Genomic DNA, 14818 nt, shown 5'->3' with positions numbered 1-14818 from the left:
GATGTTAACCCGTGAACAGATGGCCATGCGCGTCGCCCGCGAGCTGCGGGACGGATATTACGTCAACCTGGGGATCGGTATTCCTACCCTGGTGGCGAACTACATTCCGGAAGGAATGGACGTGATGCTTCAGTCGGAAAACGGACTGCTGGGGATGGGCGCGTTTCCTGACGAACAGAGCCTTGATGCGGACATGATCAACGCCGGTAAACAGACCGTGACCGCACGGACAGGCGCGGCCATTTTCGACTCGGCCCAGTCGTTTGCCATGATCCGTGGCGGCCATGTTGACCTGACGGTGCTGGGCGCGTTTGAGGTGGATGTCGAAGGCAATATCGCCTCGTGGATGATCCCCGGAAAGATGGTGAAGGGTATGGGCGGCGCGATGGATCTCGTCGCCGGAGCGCAGAACATCATTGTGGTGATGACCCACGCGTCGAAAAGCGGCGAGTCAAAGCTGCTGTCGCGCTGCACGCTGCCGCTCACGGGGGCGGGCTGTATCCGCCGGGTCTTAACCGACCTCGCGTTGCTGGAGATAGAGGACGGCGCGTTCATCCTGCGGGAATACGCCCCCGGCGTCAGTATCGACGAAATAGCGGCTAAGACGGCCGGAAAAATGATTGTGGCGGACGACGTTCGCGAGATGCGCTTTAGCTGAGGACTCACCATGAAAGAGGTCATGATTGTCGGGGCCACGCGAACCCCCATTGGCAGTTTTCGCGGATCGCTCGCGCCCCTCTCTGCGGCCGAGCTGGGAGCCGTCGCGGTTCATCGTCTGCTTGAAAGCAGCGGTCTTCCAGCAGAGACGATAGACGAGGTGATTTTCGGCCAGGTGCTGACGGCGGGATGCGGACAAAACCCTGCGCGCCAGACGGCCATCGCCGCCGGATTGCCCGTCAGCACGCCGGCGACAACGGTCAACCTGGTCTGCGGCGCGGGCTTGAAAGCGGTGCAGCTCGCCGCGCAGGCGATCCGATGCGGCGACGCGGACGCGATTATCGCAGGCGGTCAGGAGAGCATGAGCAACGCCCCCTATCTACTGGACGGCGCGCGTTCAGGGCTGCGTTTTGGCCATACGGGCCTGCAGGACAGCATGATTACGGACGGCCTGTGGGATGCGTTCAACGATTACCACATGGGGATCACCGCTGAAAACGTCGCCCGGCAGTTTGGCGTTTCCCGCGAAGAGCAGGACGCCTTCGCTGCCCGGTCGCAGCAGAAAGCGGCTTCCGCCGCCGAAGCGGGTCGTTTTGACCCGGAGATTGCGCTGGTGACGGTGAAACAGGGTAAAAAGCCTCCGCTTATTGTCAGCCGTGACGAGCAGCCCCGGCCAGGCACCACCGCCGAGCAGCTTGCGCAGCTGCGCCCCGCCTTTTTGCAGGAGGAAGGCACGGTCACGGCCGGAAATGCCTCCACGCTCAACGACGGTGCCGCTGCGGTGCTGCTGATGAGCGGCGAAAACGCACGGGCGAGCGGACTGCCGATCCTGGGCCGCATCGTGAGTTACGCCGTGACGGGCGTTGATCCGTCGGTGATGGGCATCGGTCCGGTCTGCGCCTGCCAGACCGCGCTGGCACGAGCGGGCTGGACGCTCGATGACGTGGACCTCATTGAAGCCAATGAAGCCTTTGCCGCGCAGGCGCTGGCGGTGGGCAAGCAGCTCGGCTGGGATGAGCGAAAGGTGAACGTTAACGGCGGCGCTATCGCCCTGGGCCATCCGATTGGCGCCTCCGGCTGCCGCATCCTCGTGACGCTGCTATACGAAATGCAGCGCCGTGACGTTAAAAAAGGACTCGTCACCCTGTGCGTAGGCGGCGGGCAAGGCATCGCCCTCACCGTTGAACGTTAAGCATCTCGTTGGTACCCGAATAATAATTAAAGTGAGGAGTCGTAATGAGCGTGTTAATTGCCCTGGCGGCGCTGGGGCTGCTGATGCTGGCGGCCTATCGCGGATATAGCGTGATTTTGTTTGCGCCAATTGCGGCGCTCGGTGCCGTACTGCTGACCGACCCGGGCGCCGTCGGCCCGACCTTTACCGGCCTGTTCATGGAAAAGATGGTGGGCTTCGTCAAGCTCTACTTCCCGGTGTTCCTGCTGGGGGCGGTGTTTGGCAAACTGATTGAGCTTTCCGGCTTCTCGCGCTCCATCGTCGCCGCCGCGATTCAGATCCTGGGCCGTCGCCACGCCATCCCGGTGATTGTTCTGGTGTGCGCGCTGTTAACCTACGGCGGCGTGTCGCTGTTCGTGGTGGCATTTGCGGTTTATCCGTTTGCCGCCGAACTGTTCCGCCAGAGCGGCATCCCTAAACGGCTGATCCCGGCCACCGTGGCGCTCGGGGCCTTCTCGTTTACCATGGATGCCCTGCCCGGTACGCCGCAGATCCAGAACATCATCCCCACAAACTTCTTTGGTACCAACGCCTGGGCCGCACCGTGGCTGGGGCTTATCGGCTCTCTGTTTATTATCGTCTTTGGCCTGCTCTGGCTGGAGCGCCAGCGTCGTAAGGCGTTCAATAACAATGAAGGTTACGGCACGGATCTGAAAAATGAACCGGAAACGCCGGACAACATTAACCTTCCGCATCCGCTGATTGCCATCGCCCCGCTGCTGGTGGTGGGCATACTGAACCTGCTGTTTACCCGCTGGATCCCCGTCTGGTACGGCACGACCCACGAGCTGACCCTGCCCGGTCTGGCGAAACCGATCGTGACCGAGGTGGGCAAGATCACCGCCATCTGGGCCGTGGAAGTGGCGCTGATCGCCGGTATTTTGCTGGTGCTGATTTTTGGCTTTCGCAATATCCAGGGGCGCCTGGCGGAAGGCAGCCGGACGGCGGTGAGCGGCGCCATTCTTGCGGCGATGAATACCGCCTCGGAGTACGGTTTCGGCGCGGTTATCGCCGCCCTGCCCGGTTTTCTGGTGTTATCCCACGCGCTGGCGGCTATTCCGAATCCGCTGCTGAATGAAGCCATCAGCGTGACCGTTCTCGCTGGGATCACCGGCTCGGCGTCCGGCGGGATGAGTATTGCACTCGCCGCTATGTCCGACACGTTTATTGCCGCCGCCCATGCCGCCAATATCCCGCTAGAGGTGTTGCACCGCGTGGCGTCAATGGCGAGCGGGGGGATGGATACCCTTCCCCATAACGGCGCGGTGATTACCCTGCTGGCGATTACAGGCCTGAGCCATCGCCAGGCCTACGGCGGCATTTTCGCTATCACTATCATTAAAAGTCTGGCAGTGCTTTTTGTCATTGCCGTGTTTTATCTGACCGGCATTGTGTAAGGAGAGAAAGATGAATCTGAACGGTAAAACCGCCCTGGTCACCGGCTCGACCAGCGGCATTGGCCTTGGGATCGCCCGCGTACTGGCGAAGGCCGGGGCGCAGCTTATCCTCAACGGTTTCGGCGATAGCGACTCAGCAAGAGAAGCTATTGCGCACCTGGGCAAAAAGCCGGGCTATCACGATGCGGACCTGCGTGACGTGCTGCAAATTGAAGCCATGATGCGCTATGCCGAATCGCAGTTTGGCGGCGTGGACATTCTTGTCAACAACGCGGGCATACAGCACGTGGCGCCGGTTGACGCGTTTCCGGTAGAGAAATGGAACGACATTATCGCCATTAACCTCTCGTCGGTGTTTCACACCAGCCGGCTGGCGCTGCCTGCCATGCGCGAGAAAAACTGGGGGCGCATCATTAATATCGCCTCCGTTCACGGGCTGGTCGCGTCAAAAGAGAAGTCGGCCTACGTGGCTGCCAAGCATGGCGTAGTGGGCTTTACGAAATCGCTGGCGCTGGAAACCGCGCGCACCGGCATTACCGCCAATACGATCTGTCCCGGCTGGGTACTGACGCCGCTGGTGCAACAGCAAATCGACAAGCGTATCGCCGACGGCATTCCGCCGGAGCAGGCTCGGGAACAGCTTCTGGCGGAGAAACAGCCTTCGGGCGAGTTTGTTACCCCGGAGCAGCTGGGCGAACTGGCGCTGTTTTTGTGCAGCGACAGCGCCGTTAACGTTCGCGGCGCAGCGTGGAATATGGATGGCGGCTGGGTCGCGCAGTGACGTTCAGGCCGGATAAGGCGAAGCCGCCTCCCGGCAAAAAATCTCTAGCTTGAGCAACTGACCTCCAGCCGCTTGCCCCAGTCAGGCGGGCGGCTGACGTAATCATCATCCCGGTCGGCAAACGGCGTGCGCAGCGCCACGTGCAGACGGTGTAACTCGTCGTACTCGCCCTGCTCCGCCTGCTCAATCGCCCGCTGCGCCAGCCAGTTGCGCAACACCATTGCGGGGTTCGTGGCGTTCATCTGCGTCTGGCGAGTCGCATCATCTACCTCTTCCTGCTGCAGCCGCGCGCGGTACGATGCAAACCAGTCGTCAAACGCCTGTCTGTCAATAAACTCATCGCGCAGCGGCGAGGTGGCGCTGTGCTGCTCCGTCTGCCCCAGCATCCGGAAGGTACGCGTATAATCGCTGCCCTCGCGCGCCATCAGGGCAAACAGGCCATTGAGGATGTCGTTATCGCCCCTCTCCTGCGTCACCAGCCCCAGCTTGTTGCGCATCAGCGTGCCATATTCCCGCAGTAATATGTCCTGATAGCTGTCGAGCGCATCATTCAGGGCATCAACGTCGATAAACGGCGACAGGGTTTGCGCAAGCCGCTGCAGGTTCCACAGGCCCACCGCGGGCTGATTGTCAAAGCTGTAGCGCCCCTGATAGTCGGAGTGGTTGCAGATATACCCCGGCTGATAATCGTCCAGGAAACCAAACGGGCCGTAGTCGAAGGTCAACCCGAGAAGCGACATGTTGTCCGTATTCATCACGCCATGGGCAAAGCCTACCGTTTGCCAGCGGGCAATCAGGGTTGCGGTACGGGCCACCACATCCCTGAACCAGAGCACGTATTTATCCGCCTCGTCCATCAGATGCGCCCAGTGGTGGCGAATGGCAAAGTCTGCCAGCTGGCGCACCTTTTCCGGCTCGCGACGATAGTAAAAGTGCTCAAAATGACCGAAGCGCAGATGGCTTTGCGCGATACGCATCAGCATTGCGCCCTTTTCCACGGTTTCGCGCACAACCGGCGTATCGCTGGTAACGATCGACAGCGCGCGGGTGGTGGGGATCCCCAGGGCATGCATCGCTTCGGAGCCCAGGCATTCGCGGATCGTTGAACGCAGAACCGCACGCCCGTCGCCCATTCGCGAATAGGGCGTCAGGCCCGCGCCTTTCAGGTGCCAGTCAACCGTCTCCCCGTTGGGAAGCCGTTGTTCACCGAGCAGGATCCCCCTGCCGTCGCCCAGTTGACCCGCCCAGACGCCAAACTGATGTCCGCTATAAACCTGGGCCAGTGGTTGCATTCCGGCGAGTAACGTTTCGCCTCCCCAGACGCCAGCGCCCTCTGAACGCTGAAACAGCTCAGGCGGAATGGCCAGTTCTTCTGCCAGCAAATCGTTATGCCAGATAAGGCGTGAATTTTGTAACGGTGTTGGTTTGAGTGCGGTGTAAAAGCCGGGCAACTCGTCATGCCATTGAGCAGTAAAAGACAGGGTCATAGGTCCTCCTGCTTTTAGTGTAGAGGGTTTACCCGGACTTAAACACGGGCGAAAGCAAGGGTTATCGCTGCTGAACCAGCGTTGTAACGTGCTCGGCAGAGACGGCTGGCCAAAGTGCGCCCTGCATGGCGCCAAAATTGAAGGACAACACGCGTTGCAACAGGCTGTGATCGTCAATGCCCGAGACGATCACTGACTGGCAATGCGGTGTGATTTGCCAGAGGATGGCGCGCATAAAAGGCTCAAAAGAGAGCTCCGGTGCGCGCTGCTGAATGAATCCTTTATCGAGGATAACCCGTTTAAATAATCCATCATAGACAGCTTTGAGCGAGGCGGCGCCTGCGCCAAAGTTTGCCAGCACCAACGGGAAATGGATTGCCATTCTCGCCAGCTGCAGATCGTCCTTGCCGTTATTTAAACCTGGATAATTCTCATTAACAGTAAACTCAAGAAACGGATAACGCTCAAGAATTGAAACAGCGTTTCCATTACTTAATAAAAATTCAACTATTGCAGGTGTAATATTGATCCATGCAATTAACTGATGCTGAATAAAAAACAGTTTACAAGTATCAAGCAATTGCAGTTTTTCGTTAAAAAGCACTAACTCTTCAGCTGCTGAAAGCCGAGGGATAACGAGTTCAGTGGGGATCCTCACATCGCTGCCGACGCCAGTAAAGTTAACCAGAACCTCTAAACCTTTAAGCTCCCCTGCGCTATTACGGGCGGGCAGAAGCAGCAGTTCAGACTGGTAAGCATTATCTAGCGTAATAATCATTGCACTCGCTCCGCATTACAGATGAGAGAGGACATCCTGGAGCAATTGCCGACACAATTCCACTGTCTTGATTTTAATAAGATTAATTTCATTAGTTCCGTATTTATTTTCAGATTTATCCCTGAATCTAAAATAATTTTATCCTGGTTGCAAAATAATAGCCAGTTTTAGATAAAACAGACACATGCAGGATTCGCTAATTTTAGATAAATTTAACTTTAAGCATCTTATTTGAGAAAAAACGGCATGATTTATTAGATACCATGCCGTCATAAGAGAAGTGTCTGACAAAGACTATATACGTCGAGCCTGCCAGAAATTTTTACGCCAGTAAACATTATCAAGAGAAGAGCGCATCACGCCGCGGCTTGTCGAGGCGTGAATGAACTGATTGTCTGTATCATATATCCCCACATGAAGACCGCTTTCACCCGATCCGGTTTTGAAGAAAACCAGGTCACCGGGCAGAAGATCGTCTTTATCAATTTCAGTGCCAATTTCGGCCTGCTTGCGCGTTTCGCGCGGAAGCTGTAAATCAAACTTGTCGCGGAACGTCATCAGAACGAAGCCGGAGCAATCCACGCCGCCGCGGCTCATGCCGCCGTAGCGATAAGGCGTACCGCGCCAGTTGCTCAGCTGATCGTTAAGGCTGGCAATGACGGTGATCGAATCTGAAAGCCGTGGGTTAGGCGGCGGCGCACGATGGCTACTGCATCCCGCAAGAAAAAGTGTGGCCATCAGGAGAAACCAGAATCGCATTTTCAGACGAATCCTCTGCTTTTTTTGTTCTTTTCGTAATTTAGCGTGCAATTGTGCTAAGAGGCAAGAAACGGTTACTTCTGCCCGGTAGAAATCAGCATCTTATGTCCCTCAATATCCAGCCTGCGGAACGACATGTTGTACGCGCGGGCAAGATGGGGCGGCGTAAGCACCCGATCCCGCGCGCCGCTGGCGATCATCTTTCCCTGCGACAGCAGCCACACCCGGTGGGCATGACGCAGGGTGTGGTTGAGGTCATGACTGCTCATCACCACGGCGATACCTTGTCGGCTCAGGGCGCTTAAAAGCGTATCCAGTGCTGCCTGCTGCGCCACATCCAGACCGCTCATGGGTTCATCGAGAAGCAGCATCCGCCCGTGAGGATTGCCTGCCGGGTGGATCTGAAGGATGACAGCCGCCAGTCGCACCCGCTGCCACTCTCCGCCGGAAAGCTGGCTGGCGTGCCGGGACAGTTTATCTTCCAGCCCGAGGGCCGCGGCCACGTCAGTCAGCAGTGCCGTATGTTGTTTGTCGTGCAAATGCAGCATCAGATAATGCCAGACCGGCATCGCAAAGGGCGGCATCTGCTGCTGCACGAGGTAACTGCGCCGATGCGCCAGCGAGACCGGTGACCAGTCGGCGAGCGTATGCTCAAGCAGCGTTATCTGCCCTTCTCCGTCAGTCATGCCTGCCATCCGTGCCAGCAGCGTGCTCTTTCCTGCGCCGTTCGGCCCGACAAGATGCAGGATTTCTCCCGCATTGACGGCGCCGGTCATCGGCTCAAGACGTCCCCTCTCGGCAACGTCCATGAGCTGCATCAGCAAAGACATTATTTCGCCAGCGCCAGCTTGATCGATTCCATGACGATCGGATCTTCTGGGGTCATATCGGGCGAAAAACGCTGAACGACCTGGCCATCGCGACCAATCAGGAATTTTTCAAAATTCCACAGGATATCGTCCGGGTAAAGCGGCGCGCGGCCTTTGCTGGCCATGCGTTCATAAAAACCGCTTCCTTCAGGCGCAACGGCCTTCGGCGCGGCAGCGATCAGCTTCGCATACAGCGGATGGCGGTCTTCGCCGTTGACATCGATTTTGCTGAACATCGGGAACGTCACGCCATAGGTGGTGCTGCAGAAGGTTTTAATCTCTTCTTCGCTGCCCGGCTCCTGGCCCAGGAACTGGTTGCACGGGAAGCCCAGCACGGTAAAACCGTCTTTCTCCCAGGCCTTCTGAATATTTTCCAGCTGCTCGTACTGCGGCGTCAGGCCACATTTGGATGCCACGTTGACGATAAGCAGCACGTTGCCTTTGTAGCGTTCCAGCGTGGTTTTATCGCCATCAATGGTGGTCACTTCAGTATTCAGGATATCTGACTGCATAGCATTTCCTCAGGTTGTCGATTTAATGTCCAGCTTTTAATAGTAGCCAGATAAATACCGGCGCGCCCAGCGTGGCGGTCACCACGCCAATGGGCAGCTCTGCGGCCGTCAGGGCAAGCCGGGCGATGACGTCGGCCACCAGCAGCGTGACGGCCCCGGCAACCGCCGAGGCCGGAAGCAGGGTTCTGTGGTCCGTGAGGCCACACAGACGCAGCATGTGCGGGATCACCAGCCCGATAAAACCGATCGCGCCCGCCAGAGCCACGCTGACGCCGACCAGCCAGCCAATGGCTATTACCAGCACATTGCGCCAGAATCCAATCGGCATACCGAGCTGGCGGGCAGAGGTTTCACCCAGCGCGAGCATATTCAGCGGCTGCGCCTGCAGGGCAGCCCACACGATGACCGGTACCAGCAGCGCCATCAGCCAGCCCTGGTGCCAGTCAACGCCGCCAAAACCGCCCATCATCCAGTACATGAGCTGTCGCAGGTCAAAGGATGTTGAGAAGTAGACCGCCCAGGTCATCAACGCGCTACAGATGATCCCCAGCGCCACGCCGGCAAGCAGCAGACGGCTGGTCGATAAGTGCCGTCTGGCGAAACGAAGAAGGATCGCTGTGATCAGCAGTGCACCGAGAATAGCGCTCAGGCTAATACGCCATCCCGAGAGTTCTCCTCCTCCCAGCATTACCGCCGCTATCAGGCCTACGCCCGCTCCGTTCGACACGCCGAGCAGCCCCGGCTCCGCCAGAGGGTTATCAAACAACGCCTGCATTATGGTGCCGCATAGCGCCAGCGCGGCACCGACCAGAACCACCGCGACGGTGCGCGGCAGGCGAATTTGCCAGACGAAGAGCTGCCCGTCAGGCCCCCACCAGCTTTCAGGCCCAATCCATCTGTCGCCCGCGCAGAGGCTCACGCCCGCGGAGGCAATGAGCAACAGCACCAGCAAAAGCAGGTGACGCCGATCGGAACGGTGCTGGTGATGGGCATAATCAAGCATGTGTACGGTTTTAGTAGCGTGAGATGTAATTGATTTTACGGCGGGTTTGCCGAAGAGCGCAAAGAAAAAAGGCCGCATGGGCGGCCTTTTTAGTTAGTTCATATTACTCTGCTTTAGGCGTTGCGTTTTCGACACGGCTTTTTAACTTCTGGCCGGGTCTGAAGGTCACCACGCGGCGGGCTGTAATGGGAATATCTTCCCCCGTCTTCGGGTTGCGGCCCGGACGTTGGTTTTTGTCTCGCAAATCAAAATTGCCAAAACCGGAGAGTTTTACCTGCTCACCATTTTCCAGAGCACGACGGATCTCTTCGAAAAACAGCTCTACCAGCTCTTTGGCATCCCGTTTGCTAAGCCCAAGCTTATCAAACAGATATTCTGACATTTCAGCTTTTGTAAGCGCCATAGGTTCAATCCCTCAATGATGCCTGGAATCGCTCTTTTAATGCCTCTACACATTTGGCGACGGTAGCGGCAATCTCCTCTTCTTCGAGTGTACGGCTGGTATCCTGAAGGATAAGGCTAATAGCGAGGCTCTTGAAACCTTCTGCTACGCCCTTGCCGCGGTACACGTCAAATAAGTTTACGCCAACTACCTGATTTACGCCAACTTTCTTACATTCGGCCAAAATATCTGCTGCGGGCACATTTTCCGCGACCACAACCGCGATATCACGGCGGTTTGCCGGGAAGCGGGAGACGTCCTGAGCCTGAGGAATCACGCGGTCAGCCACCGGGTTCCATTCCAGCTCGAACACGATGGTACGGCCGTTCAGGTCCAGTTTACGCTCCAGCTCAGGGTGAACAACCCCAATAAAACCAACGCGTTTGCCGTCTAAATAGATGGCAGCGCTCTGGCCCGGATGCAGGGCCGGGATGGCTTCTGCGCGGAATTCAATTTCAGATAATTTACCGGTCAGATCCAGAATCGCTTCCAGATCGCCCTTCATATCGTAGAAATCAACCGTCCCTTTTGCCAGGTCCCAGTGCTCTTCATAGCGGTTACCGCTGATGGCGCCAGCCAGCATGAGATCCTGACGGATGCCTAAATTTGCCTGATTATCCGGTACAAAGCGCAAACCGCTTTCGAAAATGCGCACGCGGTTTTGCTGACGATTCTGGTTATAAACGATAGTACCCAGCAGACCCGTCCACAGGGACAGACGCATCGCGGACATTTCGCTGGAGATTGGGCTTGGCAGGATCAGCGCTTCCTGGCCCGGATGGATCAGCTGCTGCAGTTTTGGATCAACAAAGCTGTAGGTGATCACTTCCTGGTAGCCTTTGTCGTTCAGCATGGTTTTCACACGCTTCAGGGACAGGTCGGCTTCACGGTGGGTGCCCATCACCAGACCTGCCTGCACAGGCTCGTCAGGGATGTTGTTGTAGCCATAAACACGGGCCACTTCTTCCACCAGATCTTCTTCAATTTCCATGTCGAAACGCCATGACGGCGCAACGGCTTTCCATTCGTCCTGGCCTTCGGTTACTTCACAGCCCAGACGCTTCAGGATATCGGTCACCTGCGCATCGGCAACGTGGTGACCAATAAGACGATCCAGCTTGCTGCGGCGCAGGGTGATGGTCGCACGCTTCGGCAGCGTCGCTTCGTTGGTGACGTCGATAACCGGGCCCGCTTCACCGCCGCAGATGTCGATCAGCAGGCGGGTCGCACGTTCCATCGCTTTATACTGCAGCGCCGGGTCAACGCCGCGCTCGTAGCGGTGAGAGGCATCGGTATGCAGGCCGTGACGGCGTGCGCGACCGGTGATGGAGAGCGGGCTGAAGAACGCACATTCCAGCAGCACGTTTTGCGTCTCGTCGTTGACGCCTGAATGCTCGCCTCCGAAAATACCGCCCATTGCCAGCGCCTTGCTGTGGTCAGCAATCACCAAAGTGTCGGCGTTCAGTTTCGCTTCGCTGCCGTCCAGCAGAACCAGGGTTTCGCCCTCTTTCGCCATGCGCACAACGATGCCGCCGTCGATACGATCTTTATCGAACGCGTGCATTGGCTGGCCCAGCTCCAGCAGGACGTAGTTGGTCACGTCGACCACGGCGTCGATAGAGCGAATACCGCAGCGGCGCAGCTTCTCTTTCATCCACAGCGGAGTTGGCGCTTTCACGTTGATGCCTTTCACCACGCGACCGAGGTAGCGCGGGCAGGCATCCGCAGCGTCAACCTGAATAGGCAGCACGTCACTGATGGTCGCTTCAACCGGCGCGATCTCCGGCGCGTTCAGTTCGGTCTGGTTCAGCACGGCCACGTCGCGCGCCACGCCGATAATACCTAAGCAGTCGGCACGGTTTGGCGTGACGCTGATTTCAATAGTGTTGTCGTCAAGCTTCAGGTATTCACGGATATCGGTGCCGATTGGCGCATCCAGCGGCAGCTCAATGATGCCGTTGTGATCGTCGGAAATACCCAGCTCGGAGAAGGAACACAGCATGCCTTCAGACGGCTCGCCGCGCAGCTTAGCCGCTTTAATTTTGAAATCGCCCGGCAGTACCGCCCCGACGGTCGCCACGGCCACCTTCAGGCCCTGACGGCAGTTTGGCGCACCGCAGACGATATCCAGCAGACGGTCACCGCCCACGTTCACTTTTGTCACGCGCAGTTTGTCAGCGTTAGGGTGCTGGCCGCACTCTACCACTTCACCGACGACCACGCCGTTGAATGCGCCGGAAACCGGCTCAACGCCGTCCACTTCCAGGCCCGCCATGGTGATCTGGTTAGAAAGCGCGTCGCTGTCCAGCGTGGTGTTCACCCACTCGCGTAACCACAGTTCACTGAATTTCATTGTTCTGTCCTGCCCTTATTTAAACTGTTTGAGGAAACGCAGATCGTTTTCGAAGAATGCACGTAAATCGGTCACGCCGTAGCGCAGCATGGTCAGACGCTCCATGCCCATACCGAAGGCAAAGCCGGAGTAGACTTCCGGATCAATACCTACGTTGCGCAGCACGTTTGGATGCACCATGCCGCAGCCCAGCACTTCCAGCCACTTGCCGTTTTTGCCCATCACGTCAACTTCCGCAGACGGTTCGGTGAACGGGAAGTAGGACGGACGGAAACGAACCTGCAGATCTTCCTCAAAGAAGTTGTTCAGGAAATCGTGCAGCGTGCCCTTCAGGTTGGTGAAGCTGATGTTTTTATCAACAATCAGGCCTTCCATCTGGTGGAACATTGGGGTGTGGGTCTGATCGTAGTCGTTACGATAGACGCGGCCCGGCGCGATAATACGGATCGGCGGTTCCTGCTCCTTCATGGTACGGATCTGAACGCCGGAGGTCTGAGTACGCAGCAGACGCGTTGCGTCAAACCAGAAAGTGTCGTGGTCAGCGCGTGCCGGATGATGGCCAGGAATGTTCAGGGCGTCGAAGTTATGGTAATCATCTTCGATTTCCGGGCCAGTCGCCACGGTAAAGCCGAGCTCACCGAAGAAACTTTCAATGCGATCGATGGTGCGGGTAACCGGGTGCAGACCGCCGTTCTCGATGCGGCGACCCGGCAGAGAGACGTCGATCGTCTCGGCAGCCAGACGCGCATTCAGCACAGCGCTTTCCAGCTCGGCTTTACGTGCGTTAAGCGCCTGCTGTACCTGCTCCTTGGCTTCGTTAATCACCGCTCCCGCTGCCGGACGTTCTTCTGGCGGCAGCTCACGCAGGGTTGTCATCTGAAGGGTCAGGTGCCCTTTCTTCCCAAGATATTCGACGCGGACATTGTCTAACGCGGCAACATCTGAGGCCTGATTAATGGCGGCTGTTGCATTGGCAACCAGCTCTGCGAGATGTGACATGATTTTCCTCATTATGTCGGTGCAGACACCGATTTGGTGGAGTTATTCTCTCAAATTCAGGCACAAAAAAAGCCTCCATCGGGAGGCTTATCTGGCGCTGTTTTTCGTTTCATCTTTCACGCGCTAGCCTCCTGAAGTCAGGTGCTAAAGTAAAAGAAGAAGCGGAAAATAGCAGCATTCATGCTTGCGTTACCTTGTCTGGTAAAAACCGTTAAGACCTTATTGAAAAGCCTGCACGGGTAAATGTCAATCTTCTTACAGGGTTATATGAAAAGAGGGAGCCAGGCCCCCTCTCTCAACTGGCTTATGCCAGTGCTGCTTTCGCTTTTTCGACCAGAGCGGTGAACGCTACTTTGTCGAATACTGCGATGTCAGCCAGGATCTTACGGTCGATTTCAACAGAGGCTTTTTTCAGGCCGTTGATGAATTTGCTGTAAGAAATACCGTTCTGACGTGCTGCTGCGTTGATACGCGCAATCCACAGTTGACGGAACTGACGCTTACGCTGACGACGGTCACGGTAAGCGTACTGACCTGCTTTGATAACAGCCTGGAAGGCAACGCGGTAAACGCGTGAACGCGCACCGTAGTAGCCTTTAGCTTGTTTCAAAATTTTCTTGTGACGTGCACGTGCAATTACACCACGTTTTACGCGAGCCATATGTGCTCTCCTGTATCTATATTCTTAGTAAAAAATTAAACGTTAACGGCTTATGCGTACGGCAGGCACGCGATAACCAGACCCAGATCGCCTTTAGAAACGAGGCCTTTTGGACGCAGGTGACGTTTACGCTTAGTAGATTTTTTGGTCAGAATATGACGCAGGTTTGCGTGCTTACGCTTAAATCCACCACCACCGGTTTTTTTGAAGCGCTTAGCAGCACCGCGTACGGTCTTAATTTTTGGCATCTTAATAACTTCCACTTCGCATTGTTAAATAAACGAAACATAGGCGAACAAAACCTATGAAACCCGAAGGCTCCACAGATTTTGCTGCTTGAAGGCCTTACTGTTTCTTCTTAGGAGCGAGCACCATGATCATCTGGCGGCCTTCGATCTTCGTAGGGAAGGATTCGACTACTGCCAGTTCACTCAGATCGTCACGGACGCGGTTAAGCACTTCCATACCAATCTGTTGGTGGGCCATCTCACGACCGCGGAAACGCAGTGTGATCTTGGCCTTATCGCCATCTTCCAGAAAGCGAATCAGGCTGCGGAGTTTTACCTGATAATCGCCATCGTCGGTACCAGGACGGAATTTGATTTCCTTAACCTGGATAACTTTTTGCTTTTTCTTCTGTTCCTTAGAAGACTTACTCTTTTCATAAAGGAACTTGCCGTAGTCCATGATACGACAAACTGGCGGTTCGGCGTTAGGGCTGATTTCAACTAAATCTACTCCAGCTTCTTCAGCTTTTTCGATCGCTTCTCTCAGACTCACAATCCCCAGTGGTTCACCTTCAAGATCTGTTAAGCGAACTTCCTGGGCGCGAATCTCGCCATTGATACGATTCGGACGTGCCGTTTGAACTCGTTTTCCGCCTTTAATA

Annotated in this window: 17 protein-coding genes and 1 other annotated feature; of the genes, 4 read left to right on the top strand and 13 right to left on the bottom strand. The window is 56.4% G+C overall.

Annotated features, from left to right (window positions below; translation table 11 throughout):
* Position 1: 1 nt before the first annotated feature.
* Genes AB3N39_RS08640 through AB3N39_RS08625 form a run of 4 tightly spaced genes read left to right on the top strand, consistent with a single transcriptional unit; the run spans position 2 to position 4066 of the window.
* Positions 2 to 658, top strand: a complete 657-nt coding sequence (locus AB3N39_RS08640; RefSeq protein WP_115874834.1) for a CoA transferase subunit B — start codon at positions 2 to 4, stop codon at positions 656 to 658.
* A gap of 9 nt (positions 659 to 667) precedes the next feature.
* A complete protein-coding gene (locus AB3N39_RS08635; RefSeq protein WP_367897212.1) occupies positions 668 to 1849 on the top strand; it encodes an acetyl-CoA C-acetyltransferase in 1182 nt (393 codons plus the stop codon).
* Positions 1850 to 1893: 44 nt separating this feature from the next.
* On the top strand, positions 1894 to 3285 hold the full coding sequence (locus AB3N39_RS08630) for a GntP family permease (RefSeq protein WP_367897211.1): 1392 nt from the start codon (positions 1894 to 1896) through the stop codon (positions 3283 to 3285).
* Between the two features lie 10 nt (positions 3286 to 3295).
* A complete protein-coding gene (locus tag AB3N39_RS08625; RefSeq protein WP_136194717.1) occupies positions 3296 to 4066 on the top strand; it encodes a 3-hydroxybutyrate dehydrogenase in 771 nt (256 codons plus the stop codon).
* A gap of 44 nt (positions 4067 to 4110) precedes the next feature.
* Here AB3N39_RS08625 and selO read toward each other — a convergent pair whose 3' ends face one another.
* The 13 genes from selO to infC all read right to left on the bottom strand — a co-directional run bounded on the left by selO (position 4111) and on the right by infC (position 14817).
* Positions 4111 to 5553, bottom strand: coding sequence for a protein adenylyltransferase SelO (gene selO, locus AB3N39_RS08620; RefSeq protein ID WP_367897210.1), 1443 nt, complete (start codon positions 5551 to 5553; stop codon positions 4111 to 4113).
* A 61-nt stretch (positions 5554 to 5614) separates the two neighbouring features.
* Positions 5615 to 6331 carry an EAL domain-containing protein gene (locus AB3N39_RS08615; protein WP_111965617.1) on the bottom strand — a complete coding sequence of 239 codons (717 nt, stop codon included), beginning with the start codon at positions 6329 to 6331 and terminating at the stop codon, positions 5615 to 5617.
* 294 nt (positions 6332 to 6625) lie between these two features.
* Positions 6626 to 7090, bottom strand: a complete 465-nt coding sequence (locus AB3N39_RS08610; protein ID WP_023335377.1) for a C40 family peptidase — start codon at positions 7088 to 7090, stop codon at positions 6626 to 6628.
* Positions 7091 to 7164: 74 nt separating this feature from the next.
* Entirely contained in the window at positions 7165 to 7920 is a 756-nt protein-coding gene (gene btuD / locus AB3N39_RS08605) for a vitamin B12 ABC transporter ATP-binding protein BtuD (RefSeq protein WP_367897209.1), read from the bottom strand.
* Positions 7920 to 8471, bottom strand: coding sequence for a glutathione peroxidase (locus tag AB3N39_RS08600; protein ID WP_111965614.1), 552 nt, complete (start codon positions 8469 to 8471; stop codon positions 7920 to 7922). The genes btuD and AB3N39_RS08600 overlap by 1 nt, the downstream gene beginning before the upstream one ends.
* A 22-nt stretch (positions 8472 to 8493) precedes the next feature.
* Positions 8494 to 9474 carry a vitamin B12 ABC transporter permease BtuC gene (gene btuC, locus AB3N39_RS08595; protein WP_325813348.1) on the bottom strand — a complete coding sequence of 327 codons (981 nt, stop codon included), beginning with the start codon at positions 9472 to 9474 and terminating at the stop codon, positions 8494 to 8496.
* 103 nt (positions 9475 to 9577) lie between these two features.
* Positions 9578 to 9877, bottom strand: coding sequence for an integration host factor subunit alpha (gene ihfA / locus AB3N39_RS08590; RefSeq protein WP_003857805.1), 300 nt, complete (start codon positions 9875 to 9877; stop codon positions 9578 to 9580).
* 4 nt (positions 9878 to 9881) lie between these two features.
* Positions 9882 to 12269 carry a phenylalanine--tRNA ligase subunit beta gene (gene pheT / locus AB3N39_RS08585; RefSeq protein ID WP_133294213.1) on the bottom strand — a complete coding sequence of 796 codons (2388 nt, stop codon included), beginning with the start codon at positions 12267 to 12269 and terminating at the stop codon, positions 9882 to 9884.
* Between the two features lie 15 nt (positions 12270 to 12284).
* Complete coding sequence (pheS, locus tag AB3N39_RS08580) at positions 12285 to 13268, bottom strand: phenylalanine--tRNA ligase subunit alpha (protein WP_133294212.1); 984 nt, start codon at positions 13266 to 13268, stop codon at positions 12285 to 12287.
* A 62-nt stretch (positions 13269 to 13330) separates the two neighbouring features.
* Positions 13331 to 13455, bottom strand: a sequence feature (Phe leader region).
* A complete protein-coding gene (gene pheM, locus AB3N39_RS08575; RefSeq protein WP_001386830.1) occupies positions 13406 to 13450 on the bottom strand; it encodes a pheST operon leader peptide PheM in 45 nt (14 codons plus the stop codon). It overlaps the preceding feature by 45 nt.
* A 117-nt stretch (positions 13456 to 13572) precedes the next feature.
* Positions 13573 to 13929: a 50S ribosomal protein L20 gene (gene rplT, locus AB3N39_RS08570; RefSeq protein WP_000124850.1), complete on the bottom strand. Its 357-nt coding sequence runs from the start codon at positions 13927 to 13929 to the stop codon at positions 13573 to 13575.
* A 50-nt stretch (positions 13930 to 13979) separates the two neighbouring features.
* A complete protein-coding gene (rpmI, locus tag AB3N39_RS08565) occupies positions 13980 to 14177 on the bottom strand; it encodes a 50S ribosomal protein L35 (RefSeq protein ID WP_003030583.1) in 198 nt (65 codons plus the stop codon).
* A 97-nt stretch (positions 14178 to 14274) separates the two neighbouring features.
* A complete protein-coding gene (gene infC / locus AB3N39_RS08560; protein WP_014069901.1) occupies positions 14275 to 14817 on the bottom strand; it encodes a translation initiation factor IF-3 in 543 nt (180 codons plus the stop codon).
* Between the last annotated feature and the right edge of the window lies 1 nt (position 14818).

Origin of the sequence: Enterobacter vonholyi (genome assembly GCF_040834095.1) — a bacterium.
Classification (GTDB): Bacteria; Pseudomonadota; Gammaproteobacteria; order Enterobacterales; family Enterobacteriaceae; genus Enterobacter; species Enterobacter vonholyi.
Note: the sequence above shows the minus strand (reverse complement) of the source record. Positions and strands in the feature narration are given on the sequence as shown.

What these genes read in the sequence shown, in the direction of transcription:
- AB3N39_RS08610 (WP_023335377.1), bottom strand. Translation starts at nt 7,090, where the DNA reads ATGCGATTCTGGTTTCTCCTGATGGCCACACTTTTTCTTGCGGGATGC.
- AB3N39_RS08625 (WP_136194717.1), top strand. Translation starts at nt 3,296, where the DNA reads ATGAATCTGAACGGTAAAACCGCCCTGGTCACCGGCTCGACCAGCGGC.
- rpmI (WP_003030583.1), bottom strand. Translation starts at nt 14,177, where the DNA reads ATGCCAAAAATTAAGACCGTACGCGGTGCTGCTAAGCGCTTCAAAAAA.
- AB3N39_RS08615 (WP_111965617.1), bottom strand. Translation starts at nt 6,331, where the DNA reads ATGATTATTACGCTAGATAATGCTTACCAGTCTGAACTGCTGCTTCTG.
- selO (WP_367897210.1), bottom strand. Translation starts at nt 5,553, where the DNA reads ATGACCCTGTCTTTTACTGCTCAATGGCATGACGAGTTGCCCGGCTTT.
- ihfA (WP_003857805.1), bottom strand. Translation starts at nt 9,877, where the DNA reads ATGGCGCTTACAAAAGCTGAAATGTCAGAATATCTGTTTGATAAGCTT.
- btuC (WP_325813348.1), bottom strand. Translation starts at nt 9,474, where the DNA reads ATGCTTGATTATGCCCATCACCAGCACCGTTCCGATCGGCGTCACCTG.
- AB3N39_RS08635 (WP_367897212.1), top strand. Translation starts at nt 668, where the DNA reads ATGAAAGAGGTCATGATTGTCGGGGCCACGCGAACCCCCATTGGCAGT.
- AB3N39_RS08640 (WP_115874834.1), top strand. Translation starts at nt 2, where the DNA reads ATGTTAACCCGTGAACAGATGGCCATGCGCGTCGCCCGCGAGCTGCGG.
- btuD (WP_367897209.1), bottom strand. Translation starts at nt 7,920, where the DNA reads ATGTCTTTGCTGATGCAGCTCATGGACGTTGCCGAGAGGGGACGTCTT.
- rplT (WP_000124850.1), bottom strand. Translation starts at nt 13,929, where the DNA reads ATGGCTCGCGTAAAACGTGGTGTAATTGCACGTGCACGTCACAAGAAA.
- AB3N39_RS08630 (WP_367897211.1), top strand. Translation starts at nt 1,894, where the DNA reads ATGAGCGTGTTAATTGCCCTGGCGGCGCTGGGGCTGCTGATGCTGGCG.
- pheT (WP_133294213.1), bottom strand. Translation starts at nt 12,269, where the DNA reads ATGAAATTCAGTGAACTGTGGTTACGCGAGTGGGTGAACACCACGCTG.
- pheS (WP_133294212.1), bottom strand. Translation starts at nt 13,268, where the DNA reads ATGTCACATCTCGCAGAGCTGGTTGCCAATGCAACAGCCGCCATTAAT.
- AB3N39_RS08600 (WP_111965614.1), bottom strand. Translation starts at nt 8,471, where the DNA reads ATGCAGTCAGATATCCTGAATACTGAAGTGACCACCATTGATGGCGAT.